General features: G+C 47.5%; 20 protein-coding genes, 1 tRNA gene and 1 riboswitch. All 21 genes read left to right on the forward strand.

What is annotated here, in order from left to right; all coding sequences use genetic code 11:
- Positions 1-93: 93 nt before the first annotated feature.
- The 21 genes from ACFO5U_RS03115 (at position 94) to tig (ending at position 19,392) form a co-directional block, all read left to right on the forward strand.
- The gene (locus ACFO5U_RS03115) at positions 94-678 is read left to right on the forward strand and encodes a TetR/AcrR family transcriptional regulator (RefSeq protein ID WP_377276632.1); all 585 of its coding nucleotides are present in this window, start codon (positions 94-96) and stop codon (positions 676-678) included.
- Between the two features lie 16 nt (positions 679-694).
- Positions 695-1,468: an enoyl-CoA hydratase gene (locus ACFO5U_RS03120; RefSeq protein ID WP_377276634.1), complete on the forward strand. Its 774-nt coding sequence runs from the start codon at positions 695-697 to the stop codon at positions 1,466-1,468.
- A 20-nt stretch (positions 1,469-1,488) separates the two neighbouring features.
- Positions 1,489-2,262, forward strand: a complete 774-nt coding sequence (locus ACFO5U_RS03125; RefSeq protein WP_377276636.1) for an electron transfer flavoprotein subunit beta/FixA family protein — start codon at positions 1,489-1,491, stop codon at positions 2,260-2,262.
- Positions 2,263-2,311: 49 nt separating this feature from the next.
- Complete coding sequence (locus ACFO5U_RS03130) at positions 2,312-3,280, forward strand: electron transfer flavoprotein subunit alpha/FixB family protein (RefSeq protein ID WP_377276637.1); 969 nt, start codon at positions 2,312-2,314, stop codon at positions 3,278-3,280.
- Between the two features lie 251 nt (positions 3,281-3,531).
- Positions 3,532-3,846, forward strand: coding sequence for a thioredoxin (trxA, locus tag ACFO5U_RS03135; RefSeq protein ID WP_377276639.1), 315 nt, complete (start codon positions 3,532-3,534; stop codon positions 3,844-3,846).
- 53 nt (positions 3,847-3,899) lie between these two features.
- The gene (gene uvrC / locus ACFO5U_RS03140; protein WP_377276640.1) at positions 3,900-5,693 is read left to right on the forward strand and encodes an excinuclease ABC subunit UvrC; all 1,794 of its coding nucleotides are present in this window, start codon (positions 3,900-3,902) and stop codon (positions 5,691-5,693) included.
- A 40-nt stretch (positions 5,694-5,733) separates the two neighbouring features.
- A riboswitch (Lysine riboswitch) is annotated at positions 5,734-5,909 on the forward strand.
- 103 nt (positions 5,910-6,012) lie between these two features.
- Positions 6,013-7,239 carry an aspartate kinase gene (locus ACFO5U_RS03145; RefSeq protein WP_377276642.1) on the forward strand — a complete coding sequence of 409 codons (1,227 nt, stop codon included), beginning with the start codon at positions 6,013-6,015 and terminating at the stop codon, positions 7,237-7,239.
- A gap of 383 nt (positions 7,240-7,622) precedes the next feature.
- Positions 7,623-8,234, forward strand: a complete 612-nt coding sequence (locus tag ACFO5U_RS03150; RefSeq protein ID WP_377276644.1) for a succinate dehydrogenase cytochrome b558 subunit — start codon at positions 7,623-7,625, stop codon at positions 8,232-8,234.
- A 45-nt stretch (positions 8,235-8,279) separates the two neighbouring features.
- Entirely contained in the window at positions 8,280-10,028 is a 1,749-nt protein-coding gene (gene sdhA, locus ACFO5U_RS03155) for a succinate dehydrogenase flavoprotein subunit (RefSeq protein WP_377276646.1), read from the forward strand.
- 25 nt (positions 10,029-10,053) lie between these two features.
- Positions 10,054-10,824, forward strand: a complete 771-nt coding sequence (gene sdhB / locus ACFO5U_RS03160) for a succinate dehydrogenase iron-sulfur subunit (protein ID WP_377276647.1) — start codon at positions 10,054-10,056, stop codon at positions 10,822-10,824.
- A gap of 130 nt (positions 10,825-10,954) precedes the next feature.
- Entirely contained in the window at positions 10,955-11,422 is a 468-nt protein-coding gene (locus tag ACFO5U_RS03165) for an acyl-CoA thioesterase (protein WP_377276649.1), read from the forward strand.
- Between the two features lie 75 nt (positions 11,423-11,497).
- Entirely contained in the window at positions 11,498-11,950 is a 453-nt protein-coding gene (locus ACFO5U_RS03170; RefSeq protein WP_377276650.1) for a MarR family winged helix-turn-helix transcriptional regulator, read from the forward strand.
- Positions 11,951-11,966: 16 nt separating this feature from the next.
- The gene (gene racE, locus ACFO5U_RS03175) at positions 11,967-12,770 is read left to right on the forward strand and encodes a glutamate racemase (protein ID WP_377279443.1); all 804 of its coding nucleotides are present in this window, start codon (positions 11,967-11,969) and stop codon (positions 12,768-12,770) included.
- A gap of 74 nt (positions 12,771-12,844) precedes the next feature.
- Positions 12,845-13,594, forward strand: coding sequence for a ribonuclease PH (gene rph / locus ACFO5U_RS03180; protein ID WP_377276651.1), 750 nt, complete (start codon positions 12,845-12,847; stop codon positions 13,592-13,594).
- On the forward strand, positions 13,591-14,187 hold the full coding sequence (locus ACFO5U_RS03185) for an XTP/dITP diphosphatase (RefSeq protein ID WP_377276653.1): 597 nt from the start codon (positions 13,591-13,593) through the stop codon (positions 14,185-14,187). Before rph ends, ACFO5U_RS03185 begins: the two co-directional genes overlap by 4 nt.
- Positions 14,188-14,271: 84 nt before the next feature.
- Positions 14,272-14,345 (forward strand) — tRNA-Arg (locus tag ACFO5U_RS03190).
- A 300-nt stretch (positions 14,346-14,645) separates the two neighbouring features.
- Positions 14,646-15,563 (forward strand): PhzF family phenazine biosynthesis protein, encoded by a 918-nt coding sequence (locus ACFO5U_RS03195; protein ID WP_377276654.1) that lies wholly within the window; start codon positions 14,646-14,648, stop codon positions 15,561-15,563.
- Between the two features lie 247 nt (positions 15,564-15,810).
- Positions 15,811-16,407: a YdcF family protein gene (locus ACFO5U_RS03200; RefSeq protein ID WP_377276655.1), complete on the forward strand. Its 597-nt coding sequence runs from the start codon at positions 15,811-15,813 to the stop codon at positions 16,405-16,407.
- Between the two features lie 97 nt (positions 16,408-16,504).
- Positions 16,505-16,936 carry an OsmC family protein gene (locus tag ACFO5U_RS03205; protein WP_377276657.1) on the forward strand — a complete coding sequence of 144 codons (432 nt, stop codon included), beginning with the start codon at positions 16,505-16,507 and terminating at the stop codon, positions 16,934-16,936.
- A 67-nt stretch (positions 16,937-17,003) separates the two neighbouring features.
- A complete protein-coding gene (locus ACFO5U_RS03210; protein WP_377276658.1) occupies positions 17,004-17,984 on the forward strand; it encodes a tetratricopeptide repeat protein in 981 nt (326 codons plus the stop codon).
- A 103-nt stretch (positions 17,985-18,087) separates the two neighbouring features.
- Complete coding sequence (gene tig / locus ACFO5U_RS03215) at positions 18,088-19,392, forward strand: trigger factor (RefSeq protein WP_377276659.1); 1,305 nt, start codon at positions 18,088-18,090, stop codon at positions 19,390-19,392.
- Positions 19,393-19,514: the final 122 nt, after the last annotated feature.

Genomic DNA, 19,514 nt, shown 5'->3' on the forward strand with positions numbered 1-19,514 from the left:
GGTAAAAGCTTGACACATATACAACAAAACGATAATATGAAAATATGAATGAATCGCCATTCATATTTTCATATTTTTTTGGGTGGTGAAACGATGGTAAGAAAAGATAAACCGAAATACAAACAGATCATCGATGCTGCCGTAATCGTCATCGCAGAAAACGGCTATCACCAAGCGCAAGTTTCGAAAATTGCCAAGCAAGCCGGTGTAGCAGATGGAACTATTTATCTGTATTTCAAAAACAAAGAAGATATCCTCATTTCCGTGTTCCAGGAAAAAATGGGCGTGTTCGTAAGTGAATTGGAAAAAATCATCGCACAAGACGCCTCAGCTGCCGATAAGCTCGGGATGATGATCAACAGCCATTTCAGCTTACTAGCGGGCGATTTGCATTTAGCGATCGTAACGCAACTCGAGCTCCGGCAGTCCAATCATGAAATCCGTATAAAAATCAATAATGTGCTCCGCGGTTATTTGAAGTTGATGGACCAAATTCTCATCAGCGGCATAGAATCAGGCGAGTTTGATCAAAATATGGATATTCGTCTAGCCCGCCAGATGGTTTTTGGTACAATGGATGAGACCATAACTACGTGGGTGATGAACGAACACAAGTATGATTTGGTCGAACTAGCACCAAAAGTACAGCGTTTGTTGCTAAAAGGCATGCAAGCATAAGGGAAGGGATGAGCAGATGGAATTTATCACGTGGAAAAAAGAAGATGGAGTAGCCATTGCCACGATCAATCGTCCGCCGGCAAACGCCTTGTCGCGCGCATTGATTTTGGAAGTGGATGAACTTTTGAATGAAGTGGAAAACGACGCCGATGTACGCGCGATCGTCTTGCACGGAGAAGGCCGCTTTTTCTCTGCAGGAGCTGACATCAAGGAGTTCACGAAAGTAACTTCGGGCGAAGAATTCTCGAAACTGTCCGCGAGCGGACAAGCTGTGTTCGAGCGTGTGGAAACTTTCCACAAGCCGGTCATTGCGGCAATCCACGGAGCAGCACTTGGCGGCGGCTTGGAACTTGCCATGAGTTGCCATATGCGTTTTGTAACGGAAAATGCTAAACTAGGATTGCCTGAACTTCAATTGGGCTTGATCCCAGGATTTGCAGGAACGCAGCGATTGCCGCGTTTTGTCGGCGTCGCTAAGGCTGCTGAAATGCTATTGACGAGCGATCCGATTTCGGGAACAGAAGCAGCACAGCTTGGCCTAGCGAACCGCGCTTACGGCGAAGAAGACCTTCTTCCGCAAACGCTTTCAATTGCGAAGAAGATTGCGAAAAAAAGCCCCGTTTCCGTGAAAGCGGCTATCGATATGCTGCAGTATTCGAAACATGCAGCTTATCATGAAGGAGTTAAAGCAGAAGCGGATTCTTTCGGTACGGTATTCGTATCTGAAGACGCCAAAGAAGGCATTGGAGCATTCCTGGAAAAACGAGAAGCACAATTCAAAGGGAAATAATACTTGGGAGGTTTACGTTCATGAACATTTATGTATTGGTAAAACGCACATTCGACACAGAAGAAAAGCTAGTGGTTTCTGGTGGCCAGATTCAAGAAGATGGCGCCGAGTTCATCATCAACCCATATGACGAGTATGCGATTGAAGAAGCAATTACAGTCCGCGACGCTCACGGCGGCGAAGTGACGGTAGTCACGATCGGCGACGAAGAAGCAGAAAAGCAATTGCGCACAGCACTTGCAATGGGCGCTGACAAAGCGGTCTTGATCAATACAGAAGATGATGTAGAAGAGCTTGATCAGTTTACTTCAGCTTACATATTGGCAGAGTATTTGAAAGACAAAGAAGCGGACTTGATCTTGGCAGGAAACGTTGCAATTGACGGTGGATCTGGACAAGTCGGGCCGCGTGTCGCTGATTTACTCGACATCAACTACGTGACGACGATCACCAGCCTCGAAATCGATGGCGATACGGTGAAAATCATCCGTGACATCGAAGGCGATGCAGAAGAGCTTGAAACATCATTGCCATTATTGGTAACGGCTCAGCAAGGCTTGAACGAGCCGCGTTATCCATCGCTACCTGGGATCATGAAAGCGAAGAAAAAGCCGCTTGAAGAGCTTGAGCTTGATGATCTTGATATCGAAGAAGAAGATGTTGAAGCGAAAACGCAAACAATCGAAGTTTACTTGCCGCCGAAAAAACAGGCCGGCCGCATTCTGGAAGGCGAAATTCCACAACAAGTTTCTGAACTGGTCAGCTTGCTTCGCAGCGAAGCGAAAGTTATATAAACGTACGCCAATCATTTATTTTCACATCTACTTAGGGGGTTAACGGACTATGTCGAAAAAAGTATTAGTATTGGGCGAAACGCGTGAAGGCGCATTGCGCAACGTATCATTTGAAGCAATTGCTGCAGCCAAGAAAATTTCAGGTGGCGGAGAAGTTGTCGCTGTCCTGCTCGGTGAAGCAGTCGGCGAGTTCGGCAGCGAATTGGTGGCTTACGGCGCAGACCGTGTCATCACTGTCGAACACCCGCATTTGAAATCTTATACATCTGATGGCTATAGCCAAGCATTCATGGCGGTCATCGAACAAGAACAGCCAGGAGCGATTGTCTTCGGCCATACAGCTGTCGGCAAAGACTTATCACCGAAAATCGCATCGAAGTTGCAAACCGGCTTGATCTCGGATGTGACAGACATCGAAGGGGAAGGCGCAGATGCAGTGTTCATCCGCCCGATCTATTCCGGTAAAGCATTCGAAAAAGTGAAGTTGAAAGATGACGGCGTCGTCTTCATCACCGTACGCCCGAACAACATCACGCCACTTGAACGCGAAGAGCGCTCTGGTGATGTGTCGAGCTTGTCGGTCGATATCACGAACTTGCGCACAATCATTAAAAATGTTGTCCGCAAATCTGCAGAAGGCGTCGATCTTTCGGAAGCGAAAGTCATCATCGCCGGCGGACGCGGCGTCAAGAGCAAAGAAGGCTTTGATTCATTGAATGAACTGGCCAACCTTCTCGGAGGAGCAGTCGGCGCTTCACGTGGTGCATGTGATGCTGATTACTGCGACTACTCGCTTCAAATCGGCCAGACAGGAAAAGTCGTTACACCTGACCTTTACATCGCTGCAGGAATCTCCGGGGCGATCCAGCACATGGCAGGAATGTCCAACTCCAAAGTCATCGTTGCGATCAACAAAGACCCGGAAGCAAACATCTTCAAAGTAGCAGACTACGGCATCGTCGGAGACCTTTTCGACGTCATCCCGTTGCTCACTGAAGAATTCAAGAAAGTCATGTAATCACGGCAGCCCGCCAGCCAAGCAGCGGGCTGTTTTTTTGACTGCAAATGGGGATGAAGCGGCTGATGTTGTGCCCGCGGAAAGCGAGCGCCGAAACGGAAAGCAACTGCAGACTCAACTTCTTAGTTTAATCTTTCGTTTACCGGCAACAACAGCCGGGTATGGAAAGACTAGGCAAATAAATAGCTACGCTATAATGCGTCTGCTATAATCACAATATAGTTTGGTTATCACTTAAGGAGGAATTATACATGGCAATCGTTAAAGGAACAGATCAGAATTTCAAACAGGAAGTTTCAGACGGTCTAGTATTAGTAGACTTTTGGGCAGCATGGTGCGGGCCTTGTAAAATGATCGCTCCAGTTCTTGAAGAACTAGATGCAGACATGGACGACAAAGTTAAAATCGTAAAAGTGGATGTTGATGAAAATCAACAAACAGCTAGCGAATACGGCATCATGTCCATCCCGACACTTCTTTTGATGAAAAATGGCGAAACAGTCGATAAAGTTGTCGGCTTCCGTCCGAAAGAAGCTTTGGCTGAATTGGTTGAAAAACACGCATAATTCCAAAACCGGGTCCCATTCGTGGAACCCGGTTTTTTAAATAGGGTGAGAAAATGATAAATCAAATGATGCAGCATAAATTGGCGGTTTTACCTGACCAACCGGGCTGTTATTTGATGAAAGACCGACAAGGGACGATCATTTATGTCGGCAAAGCGAAAGTGTTGAAAAATCGTGTGCGCTCTTATTTCACAGGCAGCCACGACACGAAAACACAAAGGCTCGTCAACGAAATCGAAGACTTTGAATACATCGTCACTTCTTCCGATAAGGAAGCGTTGATTCTCGAGTTGACGCTCATCAAAAAACATGACCCGAAATACAATATCCGCCTGAAAGACAACAAAACTTATCCGTATTTGAAAATCACAGGCGAACGCCATCCGAAATTGGTCATTACGCGGCAAGTGAAAAAAGACAAAGGCAAGTACTTCGGCCCTTATCCGAATGCTTATGCGGCTAGCGAGACGAAAAAGCTTTTGGATCGCTTGTATCCGTTACGCAAATGCCATACGATGCCTGACCGTGTCTGCCTGTATTATCATTTGGGCCAATGCCTCGCGCCGTGCGTCAAGCCGGTTGAAAAAGAGACCTACCGTGAAATGATTGACGGCATCACCCGTTTCCTCAATGGGGGATTCCGCGAAGTAAAGCAAGACTTAGTGCAAAAAATGAGCGAAGCTGCAGATAATCTGGAGTTTGAACGCGCGAAAGAATACCGCGACCAAATCAGCCATATCGAAACGGTCATGGAAAAACAGAAGATGGCGATGAACGATTTCACCAATCGAGATGTTTTTGCTTATGCTGTTGATAAAGGCTGGATGTGTGTGCAAGTATTTTTCGTCCGTCAAGGCAAATTGATTGAGCGGGAAGTCTCGATGTTTCCGCTTTACCGCGACCCGGAAGAAGAATTTTTGACGTTCCTCGGGCAGTTCTATGAAAAGCCGGATCACATCAAACCTCAGGAAATTTTGCTTCCGGAAGCAGAAGATGAAGAATTTCTAAAAGAATGGTTGGGCGCTAAAGTACTAGTACCACAGCGTGGAAAGAAAAAGGATTTGGTGCTGTTGGCGCGTAAGAATGCCGAAATCGCCATCAAAGAAAAATTCCAATTGCTTGAACGCCAAGAAGAGCGGACAGTCGGCGCATGCAAAGATCTAGGGGAAGCGATGAACATCCACACGCCGCTGCGCATCGAAGCATTTGATAACTCCCATATCCAAGGAGCAGATGCGGTATCGGCGATGGTCGTCTTTGTGGATGGAAAACCATCGAAAAAAGATTACCGTAAATACAAAACGCGTACCGGCTCGAAACCGGATGATTACGCGGCTATGAGGGAAGTCGTCCGCAGACGCTATAGCCGTGTCTTGAAAGATGGCCTTCCGCTTCCTGACCTCATCATCATCGATGGCGGCAAAGGGCAGATCGAAGCGGCGCGTGAAATATTGGAAGATGAACTCGGATTGGACATTCCGATTGCTGGGCTGGCCAAAGACGTCAAACACCAGACCTCACAGCTTCTTTACGGAAACCCTGTTGAAGCGGTGCCGCTGAAACGCACGAGCGAAGCATTTTATTTATTGCAACGCGTCCAAGATGAAGTCCACCGTTTTGTCATTACATTCCACCGCCAATTGCGCGGCAAAAATTCGATCCAGTCAGCACTCGATGGCCTCGAAGGTGTTGGTCCGAAACGCAAACAGCAATTGCTCAAGCATTTCGGGTCTGTGCGGAAAATCAAAGAAGCAAACGCTGCAGAAATCCAGCAAGCGGGCATTCCGCAGAAGCTGGCGCAGCAAATCGAGCAGCATTTTCAGCAACAACCGTTGCAACAGGAATAAGAACGTGTTATTGTATAACCACATTTGAATCACTTGTAAAAGTGATGATAGAGGCGCGGACGCCATTAGTAAGCATTCCGAGATTTGCAGAATCGTAGAAGAATGCCGAAAGGGACGGCCGCCGAAGTGTATGGCGCACTGCTTGCGCATACGCTGGTTCTGCATTTAAGAAATGCAGGGCTGTCAGAGTGCAAACTCTGGAGGGCTATCTCACATGGACGGACAAATTCGTACATGAGAAGGGAGGTAGCTTGCCGAGCAATCGGCGAGTTGCCTCCTTTTTGTTGAGGGCCACTTAATTTAAGTGGGAGTGAAGGAAATGACAACAATCGTAATGAAATTCGGGGGGACGTCTGTGGCGACTCCTGAAAAGATTCTCGGTGTGGCAAAACGCGCCATCCGGGAAAAAGAACAAGGCAAGCGCGTCGTCATCGTCGTATCGGCAATGGGTAAAACAACAGACGCATTACTCGGCTTAGCAAGTGACATCTCACAAGAGCCGCCTAAGCGGGAGATGGATATGCTGCTGGCGACAGGTGAACAAGTGACCATTTCCTTGCTAGCGATGGCATTTAAAAAGCTAGGCCATGACGCACTCAGCTTTACGGGTTGGCAAGCCGGCATCGAAACCGAATCGGTCCCGCGCAATGCACGCATCGAAACAATCCATACAAAGCGTCTCGAAGATGCACTCGATTCAGGCTTATTTTGTGTGGTCGCCGGATTCCAAGGCGTTGACCGTAGCGGCAATATCACGACGCTCGGTCGCGGTGGATCGGATACGACCGCTGTCGCTTTGGCTGCTGCTTTAAAAGCGGAAAAATGCGAAATCTATACAGACGTCGATGGCGTCTATACTTCCGACCCGCGCTATGTGACAGGAGCACGGAAGCTGGAACAAATTTCGTATGATGAGATGCTCGAACTGGCCAATCTCGGAGCTGGCGTCCTTCATCCACGTGCCGTGGAATTCGCGAAAAACAATTTAGTGCCCTTATCGGTCCGTGCCAGCTACTCGGATGAACCGGGAACAACTATTCAAGAGGTGATCACAGTGGAAAAAAATCTAATCGTCCGTGGCGTAGCGTTCGAACCTGACATTGCGCGCATTACGGTCAGCTATAGCAAACCTTTCAATGGCTCTCTCGCCAATATTTTCACGACACTTGCACAACACTTGATCGACGTGGATATCATCGTCCAAAGCATCAGCGACGAGTTTCCGCCATCGGTGTCATTCTCTATTAAAGAAGACAGCCTAGAAGAGGCTAAGCGCGTGTTATCGGAAGCCCGTGGGCACATTGGCTTTACAGCAATGGATGTTGAAACCGGTTTGGCGAAAGTATCGATCGTCGGCTCCGGCATGGTGTCTAATCCTGGAGTCGCAGCGAGAATGTTCGACATTCTCCGAGGGCAGGATGTTCCGGTGAAAATGGTCAGTACCTCAGAAATCAAAATATCGGTCGTAGTTCCGTCGGATACGATGAAGCGTTCAGCCAATGCACTTCACGATGCCTACGGATTAACCCCTGCTACCGTACAATAATCAACTGAGCCCGCGTAAAGCGGGCTTTTTTTGCGGAAAAAACGGCTTGTGTAAAAATTCACAATTTGTTCAAATCTCTATCGGGGTTATACAGGTCCCGGTTTTGAATAGAAAAGCCTGAAAAATGCGCTTATGGCAGTCGCTATAGCTTGTTGAAGTATAGCTTTGCATGATTTCCTACCTATTTAATATAGCGAGAAAGCCAATGAAAGCCCCGTTTCTACTGCTCTAAAAGTGTTCATTGCCTTGACGCTCCTAGAGGGGGGGAGTACAATAAATATGTCATATTCTTGTACATGATGCTTATTGCAATGCGAAGATATTTTGTTGATATAAGAATATTTTTCACATTGCCAACTAATGTTTTGAGGGGGGTAAAATTTTTGGATAACAATCGTGAATTTTTAATGCGCAGGCTGCACTCTTTACTCGGAGTCATTCCGATCGGTTTATTCCTGACGCAGCATTTGATCGTCAACCATTTCGCTACGCAAGGGGTGGAGGAGTTTAACCGTGCGGCTCATTTCATGGCAAATCTTCCATTCGTGTACTTCTTGGAGATCTTTGTCATCTACTTGCCGCTAATGTATCATGCTTTCTACGGATTATACATAGCGTTCACAGCGAAAAACAACCCGGGTCATTACAGCTATATGCGTAATATGTTGTTTGTCGCGCAGCGCTATACGGGAATTTTCCTTGTGGTCTTTATCGCATGGCACGTCTTCGAGACAAGATTCCAAGTTGCAATCGGTGCAGCAGAAGCGGACTTCAGCATGATGGAAAACATCTTGTCGAACCCATTCATGCTTGTATTCTACATCTTGGGTGTTGTAGCTGCGACGTTCCACTTGGCGAACGGATTGTGGTCTTTCTTTGTAACGTGGGGAATCACGGTTTCAGAAAAAGCACAACGCTACTCAACTTATTTCACACTTCTAGTCTTTATTGTATTAACAATCATCGGTATCAGAGCATTGTTTGCGTTCGTTTAAGAATGGTTCAAACATTGGTGAACTAAAAGAGGAGTGAATACTACAATGGCGAAAGGCAAAGTTTCTATTATCGGTGGTGGCCTAGCAGGTCTTATGGCAGCGATCAAAGTTGCTGAAGCAGGCTCACCTGCCGATCTATTTTCCATCGTTCCGGTAAAACGATCTCACTCTGTGTGTGCACAGGGCGGCATCAACGGAGCGGTGAATACAAAAGGTGAAGGGGACTCCCCAGCAATTCACTTTGACGATACCGTTTATGGCGGCGACTTTTTGGCGAACCAAAAGCCGGTTCAAGCGATGGCAGATGCTGCACCAGAAATCATCCGTCTTCTTGACCGTATGGGTGTCATGTTCAACCGTACGCCGGAAGGTTTGCTCGATTTCCGTCGTTTCGGCGGCACGATGTACCACAGAACGGCATTTGCAGGCGCTACTACCGGCCAGCAATTGCTTTATGCACTTGATGAGCAAGTCCGCCGCTATGAAGTAGCAGGCTTGATCACCAAATACGAAGGCTGGGAATTCCTTGGCCTCGTTCTTGATGAGCAAGGCGTATCGAGAGGCATCACTGCCCAGAACTTGACGACAATGGAGATCAAATCGTTCCGCGCTGATGCCGTGATCATGGCAACCGGCGGACCGGGGATTATCTTCGGAAAATCCACGAACTCTGTTATCAACACAGGTTCTGCGGCCTCGATCGTTTATCAGCAAGGCGCGTATTATGCGAACGGCGAATTCATCCAAATTCACCCGACAGCGATTCCTGGAGACGACAAGCTTCGCTTGATGTCTGAATCAGCGCGTGGCGAAGGCGGGCGTATCTGGACATATAAAGACGGCAAGCCATGGTATTTCCTTGAAGAGAAATATCCAGCTTATGGAAACCTTGTACCGCGTGATATCGCAACACGTGAAATCTTCGATGTATGCGTTAACCAAAAGCTCGGCATCAATGGCGAGAACATGGTTTATCTCGATCTTTCCCATAAAGATCCGAAAGAACTCGACCTCAAACTTGGGGGCATCATTGAAATTTATGAGAAATTCACAGGCGACGATCCGCGTAAAGTGCCAATGAAGATCTTCCCGGCTGTCCACTATTCGATGGGCGGACTATGGGTTGACGATCATCAGTTCACTAGCATTCCAGGCGTATTGGCAGCGGGCGAATGCGATTATTCCCAGCACGGTGCAAACCGTCTCGGCGCAAACTCGCTTCTGTCTGCAATCTACGGAGGAATGGTCGCAGGACCATATGCGCTTGACTACGTCAAAGGACTTGAGGTTTTGGCAGAAGATTTGCCGAATGACATCTTTGCGCAGCACGAAGCTGAAGAGCAGCGCAAATGGGATGAGCTACTTGCCCTTGACGGTACTGAAAACGCTTATATCTTGCACAAAGAGCTTGGCGAATGGATGACGGACAACGTGACAGTCGTACGTTATAATGACCGTCTCGAACAAACCGACAAAAAGATCGTCGAGTTGCTTGAACGCTTTAACCATATCAGCATGACTGACACACAACTTTGGAGCAACCAAGGCGCAATGTTCACACGTCAACTGAAAAATATGCTGCATCTTGCGCGTGCCATTACAATTGGCGCCTTGAAGCGCAACGAAAGCCGCGGAGCCCATTACAAACCGGAATTCCCGGAACGTAATGATGAGGAATTCTTGAAGACGACAATGGCGAAATTCAACGGTTATGATGAGCCGATCTTCCATTATGAAGAAGTCGATACTTCCTTGATCCCGCCACGCAAACGCGACTATTCAGCGAAAGCATAGCATTTAAGAAGGGAGCTAATTTACCATGGGTGAAGCAGCAAAAACGGTTATTTTCGAAATCGAACGCCAAAACTCCACAGATGATAGCTCATACTGGGAAAAGTTCGAATTGCCATATCGCGCCAACATGAATGTCATCTCGGCATTGATGGAAATCCGACGCAACCCGGTCAATATAGAAGGAAAACGTACCACTCCAGTCAACTGGGACATGAACTGTCTTGAGGAAGTATGTGGTGCATGTTCTATGGTCATCAACGGCAAAGCACGCCAGTCGTGTACAGCTCTTGTCGATCAGCTGGAACAACCGATCCGTCTTCAGCCGATGAGAACATTCCCTGTCGTCCGCGATTTGATCGTAGACCGCAGCCGCATGTTCGACTCATTGAAAAAAGTCAAAGCATGGGTGCCGATCGACGGTACGCATGATCTTGGCGAAGGTCCACGCATGCCTGAGCGCAAGCGCCAATGGGCTTATGAATTGTCTAAATGTATGACTTGCGGTGTTTGCCTCGAGGCATGCCCGAACGTCAACGAAAAATCTGATTTTATCGGTGCAGCTCCGCTTTCACAAGTCCGCTTGATGAACGCGCATCCATCTGGTGCAATGAACCGTGATGAGCGCTTGAACGCTATCATGGGCGAAGGTGGATTGGCTGATTGCGGTAACTCGCAAAACTGTGTTGAATCTTGTCCAAAAGGAATTCCTTTGACGACTTCTATCGCAGCTTTGAACCGCGATACAACGATCCAAATGTTCCGCAACTTCTTCGGAAGCGATCACATGGTCGACTAATCAACACTCCGCCTTTATGGCGGAGTTTTTTGTTTCACTGAAATCTCCCTAGCTTGATGGAAACGGATGTCCTTTACGCCAGTTTTTGCTATACTAAAAAAACGAGAAGTTGAATATAGGGGGAACTGGAATGAAAGCGGCATACATAGAGGAATTTACACACTGGCAGGAAGGTTTCGAGTTCTATGCACCCGTGCATGTGCGTTTTTCAGAAACCGATATGTTCGGACACGTCAATAACACAGTGCCGATTGCATATTTCGAGTACGCGCGAATTGAGTTTATGAAGTCGATCGGGCTTATGCAGAGCTGGCTGCAAAAAGACAGCGATTTGATTCCGGTTGTAGCAGATATGCAAGTGGACTTTGTACGGCAAGTGTTTTTCGATGAACAGCTTAAAGTGTATGTCAAAGTGGCATCCATCGGCAATTCGTCAGCGGACATCCATTATTGGGTGGTCAACGACAAATCACAAACATGCTTCACCGGCAGAGGCGCCATCGTCCAAATTTCCAAAACGACTGGCAAAGGCTCGCCTTGGACACCGGAAGACAAAAAAATGCTCGGTGCGGGAAGTCTGACTTCCTCGCGAAAATGAAGCAAGCCTTGCCTTCTCAGGAAGAAAGCTTCACTATTAAAGAAAACAACAGCAGCTAGGGAGTGAAACGAGTCTATGACTGAAGACAAACTAACCGGACGCCATGATTTAGAGCGTGTGGCGTTTATGGAGAAAGAACTGCGTTACATATCCGGCATCATCAAGCAAAAGGGACGCGAAATCCTGCATTCTTATACCATCACACCGCCGCAATTCGTCGCCTTGCAATGGCTTTTCGAACATGGCGATATGACCATCGGCGATTTGTCGAACAAAATGTTTCTTGCATTCAGTACAACGACGGACCTTGTCGACCGCATGGAGAAAAACGATCTGGTGGTCCGGACACGCGAAGAACAAGACCGCCGTGTCGTACGCATCAAATTGTTAAAAGAAGGCGAACGCATCATTGAAGAAGTTATCAAAAAACGCCAGGACTATTTACAAACCGTTCTGGAAGATTTCAGCGAAGAAGAAGTCGAGCAATTTTCGTCATTATTGGAGAAAATGCATATCAACATGAAATAGGAGCGGGGCTATGACATTGAATGCGCCAATCGGAGTCATTGATTCGGGCGTCGGCGGATTGACCGTCGCCAAAGAGATTATGAAACTTTTGCCTAATGAAAAAATCTGTTATATCGGCGATAATGCGCGTTGTCCATATGGTCCCCGTCCGCTTGCAGAAGTTCGGCGCTATACATGGCAAATGGCAGAAGCGCTAGTGAAAATGAACGTCAAAATGCTGGTCATTGCTTGCAATACAGCAACAGCCGCAGCGCTCAATTCGCTTCAGAAGAAACTTTCCATCCCGGTCATCGGTGTTATTTTCCCTGGCGCCAGAGCCGCCATCAAATCGTCATCGACCAAAAAAATCGCGGTTCTCGGGACAGCTGGGACCGTCAAAAGCGGCGCTTACGAAAAGGCGATCAAATCGCTTGTGTCGTCGTCCGAGGTCATTCAGCTGGCCTGCCCGCGTTTTGTTCCGCTCGTGGAAAGTGATGAATACGAAGGGGAGTTTGCGCGGCGCATTGTCAAGGAAACGCTGAGCATCATCAAGTCGAAGGAATTCGATACAGCGATTCTCGGCTGCACGCATTATCCGTTGTTGCAAGGGTTTATCGAACAGGAACTTGGCAAGACAGTCACTGTCTTGTCATCTGCACAAGAAACGGCAAAAGATGTGTCACGGCACTTAAGCTATTCAGATAAGTTTGCTGAGCGCAAAAAGCCGCCTGTCCACCAATTTTATACTTCTGGTTCAACGGAGATTTTCCGCACGATCATCCGAAAATGGCTCGCCATTGATGAGCCTAGCATCCGTTCGATCCAGTTCGCGAAAACCTGACGGCTCAGCCGCCGGGTTTTTGTTGTTGCGGTAAAAATATGGTAAGCTTTTTGAATATATGAGGAGGATTTTACATGATAAGAATAGATGAAAGACAAATTGATGAATTGCGCCAAGTGGAAGTGGAAACGGATTATTTGATTCATCCGGAAGGCTCTGTTTTGATTACAGTCGGCCAGACGAAAGTCATCTGCACCGCCACCATTGAATCACGGGTGCCAAGCTTTTTGAGAGGCCAGGGCAAAGGCTGGATCACGGCTGAATACTCCATGCTCCCGCGTGCGACCAATAGCCGCAACCAGCGTGAAGCAACACGCGGCAAGCTCGGCGGCCGCACAATGGAAATCCAACGCCTGATCGGCCGTTCATTGCGTGCTGTCGTAGACTTGGAGAAAATCGGGGAGCGTACGCTCTGGATCGATTGCGACGTCATTCAAGCAGATGGCGGGACACGTACGGCGTCGATTACAGGCGCTTTTATCGCAATGTCCATCGCACTCGGCAAGTTGGATATTCCGGTATTTCCGGTGACGGATTATTTGGCGGCGACAAGCGTCGGCATCACGAGCGATAAGCAAGCCATTCTGGATTTGAACTATGCAGAAGATTCCACGGCTGCTGTTGACATGAATTTAGTGATGACTGGATCCGGAGAATTTGTGGAAATGCAAGGAACCGGCGAAGAAGCAACGTTCAGCCGTACGGAGTTGAATGAAATGCTCGACCTTGGCGAGCACGGCATTCGCCAATTGATCGACATCCAGAAGCACGCCCTCGGTGAATTGGCTCATCGCATCGGTGAAAAGGTGGAGTCAGCATCATGAAAAAAATTATCATCGCCACACAAAACAAAGGAAAAGCGAAAGACTTTGAAACCTTGCTCGCGCCTTTAGGCTATGAAGTGCTGACATTGAAAGATGTCGCTGAAGATTTGGATATCGAAGAAACCGGAACGACCTTCGAAGCAAATGCGATCTTAAAAGCGGAAGGCGTAGCACAAACACTTGGCATACCGGTTATCGCGGACGACAGTGGCCTTGAAATCGATGCATTGGACGGCGAGCCGGGCGTCTATTCGGCGCGTTATGCCGGCGGGGAAAAAAGCGACGACGCCAATATCGACAAAGTGCTGGAGAAGTTGGCGCAAGTACCCGATACGGAACGTACAGCGCGTTTCCGCTGTGTTTTGGCGGTTGCAGCACCAGGTGAAGAGACGGTGACTTTCTCGGGTTCTTGCGAAGGCGAAATCTTACGCCTGCGCCGCGGCGAAAACGGCTTCGGCTATGACCCTATTTTTTACGTACCGTCGCAGGAACGCGCCATGGCGGAACTTGAGCCGCGAGAAAAAGCAGCCATCTCCCACCGTGGACAAGCATTGCGCAAGCTCAGCGAAGCCATGCCGGAGTGGCTGAAATAAACATTATGATATTTTTTTGAAATAGCATTGACTTTTCTTCGAATGATTTCTATAATTAAAATTGTCTTTCAGAAGGAAAGTCATGTCTCAGTAGCTCAGCTGGATAGAGCAACGCCCTTCTAAGGCGTCGGTCGGGGGTTCGAATCCCTCCTGGGACGTAATATTGCCATACGCTACAAAAGCAGCCTCTCTTGCAGAGGCTGCTTTTTTTGTTTTTCAATAATTTGTCGTTGTGGAAATAGTAAATGCCGTCTTCATGGTCGTCGAGGTTCGTGTAAAGAACATGGAGCAACAATTTTGAGCAGGATGACAGGTTGGAGAGATGGTATAATCAAACAAAGCAATAATTGGTTGAAAGAACGATCCTGGCGCTACTAGTGAAAGTTTGGCAACCCCCAAAAGAATGGAATCAGCACATTCAGTTTGCTGTACAAAAACGGACAGTAAGGAGCCTGGCGATGAAAACTTTGGATTATACATTAGTAGATGTATTCACCGCTGCGCCTTTTGGCGGAAACCAATTGGCTGTTATAGAAGCAAGGCCGGATTTGACGACAGAAATGATGCAAAAGATCGCTGCGGAGCTGAATCTTTCCGAAACGGTGTTTGTGTTCCCGCCGACAAAAGGCGAAAATATCCGGAAGCTGCGGATCTTTACGCCTCAAATGGAACTTCCGATGGCTGGGCACCCAACGATTGGCGCCGCATATGTTTTAGCATCATCAGAGACGGTCCAGACAAACGATGGCCGAAACGACTGGGTGCTGGAAGAACAAATCGGGGATATCCCGGTATCAGTCCATAAAGGCAAAGGACAGATTCTTACTGTTGAGATGACACAACCAGTGCCCATTTTCAACAAAGCATTGCACGACAGAAAACTTGCAGCCCAACTGCTTTCTTTAACAGAGCAAGAGCTTCATCCTGATTTGCCGGTTCAGACCGTATCATCCGGCGTGCCTTTTTTGTTCATTCCACTGCGGTCGCTTGAATCGATCCGGCGTGTCCATTTCCGGCTCGATGTATGGGAACGGCATTTCAGCAACCATCCGGACACGCAACACATTTTCACTTTTACGACTGAGACAGAAGATGCTGAATCGGCGGTTCACGGAAGAATGTTTGCCCCGGCCATGGGGATTGCTGAAGATCCGGCCACTGGCGCTGCTAGCGGTCCGCTCGGTGCTTATTTGGTTGAACACGGTGCTTTGCCTACAGCTGATACTGGCGTTTTCACGATTCGCAGTGAACAAGGCTATGAGATGGGTAGGCCGAGTACGATCGATATCACGGTGACTGGCCAGGTCGGCAGCATTGAGAAAGTGAAGATCGGCGGCAGTTCTGTCATCATCGGAAAAGGACGGCTGTTCTTTTGAGAGGTTAATTGAATGTTATTGCTTTGCAGTGAGTTGTTAATTTGAGATGTCCATTTTTACAGTTTCCTTTCAACAGGCAAAATAAAAGCTTGGACCCTAATTGGGAAGCCGGGTTTGATTTGTCGCTATCGTGGCCATTCATTTGTGAGCAAATGATGGCCATTTGATTTTCTGCTGTTTATTTGCGTGCATTCGAGTACAATGGAAAAAGATAGAGAAAAAACAGACCTAAAGGTGGAAATGACTCGTGTTTAACATCAACTGGAAACGAATTTTGATCATTTTCTCGCTTCTTCAAGCGAGCCTCATCGCATCGACCGCGTTAAGCATATGGGCATTCGGCAATGAGTCGGAAATATTTGAAGCAGATGCGGCAATTGTCCTCGGCACGAAAATCATCGGCGAAGAGCCTTCTCCTGTGCTCGAACAGCGGATACGCCATGCAATCGATTTATACGAAGCAGGCTATGTGAAGAAAATCATTTTCACTGGCGGCATTACCGACGGTGCGGATTTTGCGGAATCAGCGGTCAGCCGGGGTTTTGCCATCCGTAATAATGTGCCGGCTGAAGATATTCTCATTGAAACCGAATCACTCGTCACCTCCGAAAACTTCAAGTTTGCCGGCGAGCTTGCCGCGGCAAACGATTTATCGAGTTTTTTGGTCGTCAGCGATCCATTGCATATGAAACGAGCATTGCTTATGGCAGAGCATGCGGGAATTGATGCGCATTCATCTCCAACTCCTACGACCGAGTTCACAAGCTTTTTTAAAACGGCACCGTTTTTTGCGCGTGAAGTGGTTTGTTACATAGCATACGTCGCTGCCCATGTCCTCATTTAAAACTGCTCCGCATTTGCGGGCAGTTTTTTATTTGCTAAAAGATGAAATGTTCTGAATTCTGGTGATACACTAGAGAAAAGCGGAGAGGGTGATAGATGTGGAAACGGAATTGTTGAAGCTCAGCACGAAATGGCAAGGGGATTTTGTTTTTGAAGCGAGCGGGCAAGGCGGCCATGTGTTGAAGATGGATGCCCATAAAGGGGTCGGGCACGAACAAGGCATGTTGCCCATGCAAGCGCTTCTCGGATCGCTCGCGGGTTGTGTCGGAATGGATGTCATCATGATCCTGCGTTCAAAAATGGGCAAGGTGCGTTCGATTGAAATTGTCACCGAAGGGGAAAAGCGCAAAGCGCCGCCAAAAGAGTTTTTAGCGGTAACGGTGACGTTTTTGGTCGAGGGCGATATCGAGAAAGATAAAGTGCTTCACGCAATCCAGGTGAGTGGAGAGAAGTATTGCCCAGTCGCTCATTCTTTAAAGGCAGAAGTCCGCTACCAGCTTGTCTTGAATGGTCAGCCAGCTGGCGCATAATAGCGCCAGCTTAGGTTTTTACTGAGCTAATTCCTATGGTATGATGAATGGACAAAGAGGTGGTAGGATGCGGAAGAAATTTGGAGATTTAACACGCAAGGGCAATGTCATTGTTTTCCCGACGACCGTCACGCGTCTGTTGACGGAAGGCATGACCAGTTTGAAGAATGAACGATACGAAGAAGCGCGCGACAAATTGTATCAAGTGCTTGTCTATGAGCCGGAGCACGCAGCAGCTCTTGGCGGATATGCATATAGCTTGTATGAGCTGGGCGACTATGAAGAAGCCCTCGAAGTGGTCAAAGAATTGCTGCGCATCGGACCCATCCATTACTTGGAGACGATGGAGTTATACATAAGCATTTTAATGCAAGTGAAAGAGTTTCAGGAAGCGGAAAAAATGATCGAAGTGCTGATCGAGGAAAACGTTCTGCCAGCAGAGCGCCTCGAGCAATTCCATCAATTGCGCGAGTTGAATGAGCGCATAGCAGACAGCACCGCTTCGTTTAAAAAAGATGTCGAACGCTACGCGACAGAGCCGTTCTTGCAGTTGAGCCCGCTTGAGCAGGAACAGCGCGTGACCGAACTCCCGAAAGACGCATACGCTGCGATGCAAAAACAATTACAAAAGCTCATCGCACACCCTCAGGTGGACTGGGTGGCAAAGTCTTATTTATTATTGATGCTGCGTGAACAAGGGCTCTCTGGAACTGTCCATTTAGAAAAGTTTCATTATATGCGTGAGTTTGCCATTGAAGCACTCCCAGACCCCTTGAAAGATACCCGGCTGCTCAATATCCGCATGATGCTCGAAAGTGCGCTGGAGAAAGAACCTGCGAAATTGCAGATGGCGATGGAATTGGTCGACCGGCATATCTACTTGCTGTATCCGTTTTTCTGGGAAGATTTCGAGGAAGCGGACATTGCGGAGGCTTACCGTCTTTATCTCGACAGTTTGTTCAGCGGGGAAACGCCGGAACATGCCAACTTAGAACTGATAGATCTGCTGAAGCAAGCGGAGGCCTACATAGAATTGCGCAATGGTTAGAAATAGTTGAACCTGCTCGTATGTATGATATAATGTGGAGGTTGTCAAAAATTCGTACAAATAAAGTACACACTTTGTAAAAAAATGTTTGGAGGGCTTATACATGTCAGCAAAATGGGAAAAGCAAGAAGGTAACGTCGGAGTCTTAACAGTAGAAGTACCGGCTGAAGAAGTAAACGGCGCACTTGATAAAGCATTCAAAAAAGTCGTCAAAGAAATTAACGTACCAGGTTTCCGTAAAGGGAAAATGCCACGCCAAATGTTCGAAAAGCGTTTCGGTGTAGAATCACTTTACCAAGACGCACTTGATTTCATCCTTCCCGATGCATATGCGAACGCAGTCGAAGAGTCAGGAATCAACCCAGTTGACCGCCCTGAAATCGACATCGAAACTTTGGAAAAGAACCAGCCGCTTGTCTTTACTGCGAAAGTGACAGTAAAGCCTGAATTGCAGCTTGGCGAATACAAAGGCCTTGAAGTTACGAAAGAAGACGTCAACGTAACGGACGAGGAAATCGAAACGCAATTGAAAGAAAGCCAGGAACGTATGGCTGAATTGACTGTCAAAGAAGACAGCGCAATCGAAAATGGCGATACTGCTGTGATCGATTTCGAAGGATTCGTAGACGGAGAAGCGTTTGAAGGCGGAGCAGGCAATGACTACTCGCTAGAAATCGGTTCAAACTCATTTATCCCAGGTTTTGAAGAGCAATTGGTCGGCGCTAAAGCCGGCGAACAAAAAGAAGTGGAAGTTACTTTCCCTGAAGAATACCATGCAGAAGAACTTGCTGGAAAAGCAGCAACGTTCAAAGTAACGGTAAACGAAGTGAAAGCAAAAGAATTGCCAGAGCTTAACGACGAGTTCGCTAAAGAACTTGACGAAGAAGTAGAAGGCCTTGATGCACTTCGCACGAAAATGAAAGACGGCTTGAAAGCTGAAAAAGCAACTGCTTCTGACGCTAAACTACGCGATGACCTCGTGCAACAAGCTGCTGAAAACGCAACAGTTGAAATTCCTGAAGCGATGATCAACACGGAAATCGACCGCATGATGCAGGACTTCGAACAGCGCCTAAGCCAACAAGGCATGAACAAGGAATTGTACTTCCAGTTCTCAGGACAAGACGAAGATGCACTCCGCGAGCAAATGAAAGCTGATGCCGAGACACGTGTACGCGTATCATTGACGCTTGAAGCGATCGCTAAAGCGGAAAACATGGAAGTCACTTCTGAAGACATCGACAAAGAGCTTGAAAAAATGGCTAGCCAGTTCAACATGGACAAAGAACAAATCAAAACAGCGCTTGGCGGCACTGAAATGCTTGAGAACGACATCCGCATGCAAAACACGGTTGAGTTCCTAGTAGAGAACGCTAAAATCTCTGACGACGCTAAGGCTTCTGAATAAAACCAATAAGATCTTTCAATAAAACAAGGTGCGGCATCCGCACCTTGTTTTCTATACATAATGTTAAATCGACCCAATCGCTTTGAATTATTGCCGCACAAAATATAGTTTTTGTTTTCTAT

It is taken from the genome of Planococcus dechangensis, from assembly GCF_042654465.1.
In the GTDB taxonomy this organism is placed as follows: Bacteria; Bacillota; Bacilli; order Bacillales_A; family Planococcaceae; genus Planococcus; species Planococcus dechangensis.

Excerpts from the sequence above, each read along its gene's own strand:
- ACFO5U_RS03115 (WP_377276632.1), top strand. The coding sequence starts at position 94 with ATGGTAAGAAAAGATAAACCGAAATACAAACAGATCATCGATGCTGCC.
- ACFO5U_RS03120 (WP_377276634.1), top strand. The coding sequence starts at position 695 with ATGGAATTTATCACGTGGAAAAAAGAAGATGGAGTAGCCATTGCCACG.
- ACFO5U_RS03125 (WP_377276636.1), top strand. The coding sequence starts at position 1,489 with ATGAACATTTATGTATTGGTAAAACGCACATTCGACACAGAAGAAAAG.
- ACFO5U_RS03130 (WP_377276637.1), top strand. The coding sequence starts at position 2,312 with ATGTCGAAAAAAGTATTAGTATTGGGCGAAACGCGTGAAGGCGCATTG.
- trxA (WP_377276639.1), top strand. The coding sequence starts at position 3,532 with ATGGCAATCGTTAAAGGAACAGATCAGAATTTCAAACAGGAAGTTTCA.
- uvrC (WP_377276640.1), top strand. The coding sequence starts at position 3,900 with ATGATAAATCAAATGATGCAGCATAAATTGGCGGTTTTACCTGACCAA.
- ACFO5U_RS03145 (WP_377276642.1), top strand. The coding sequence starts at position 6,013 with ATGACAACAATCGTAATGAAATTCGGGGGGACGTCTGTGGCGACTCCT.
- sdhA (WP_377276646.1), top strand. The coding sequence starts at position 8,280 with ATGGCGAAAGGCAAAGTTTCTATTATCGGTGGTGGCCTAGCAGGTCTT.
- sdhB (WP_377276647.1), top strand. The coding sequence starts at position 10,054 with ATGGGTGAAGCAGCAAAAACGGTTATTTTCGAAATCGAACGCCAAAAC.
- ACFO5U_RS03165 (WP_377276649.1), top strand. The coding sequence starts at position 10,955 with ATGAAAGCGGCATACATAGAGGAATTTACACACTGGCAGGAAGGTTTC.
- ACFO5U_RS03170 (WP_377276650.1), top strand. The coding sequence starts at position 11,498 with ATGACTGAAGACAAACTAACCGGACGCCATGATTTAGAGCGTGTGGCG.
- rph (WP_377276651.1), top strand. The coding sequence starts at position 12,845 with ATGATAAGAATAGATGAAAGACAAATTGATGAATTGCGCCAAGTGGAA.
- ACFO5U_RS03185 (WP_377276653.1), top strand. The coding sequence starts at position 13,591 with ATGAAAAAAATTATCATCGCCACACAAAACAAAGGAAAAGCGAAAGAC.
- ACFO5U_RS03195 (WP_377276654.1), top strand. The coding sequence starts at position 14,646 with ATGAAAACTTTGGATTATACATTAGTAGATGTATTCACCGCTGCGCCT.
- ACFO5U_RS03210 (WP_377276658.1), top strand. The coding sequence starts at position 17,004 with ATGCGGAAGAAATTTGGAGATTTAACACGCAAGGGCAATGTCATTGTT.
- tig (WP_377276659.1), top strand. The coding sequence starts at position 18,088 with ATGTCAGCAAAATGGGAAAAGCAAGAAGGTAACGTCGGAGTCTTAACA.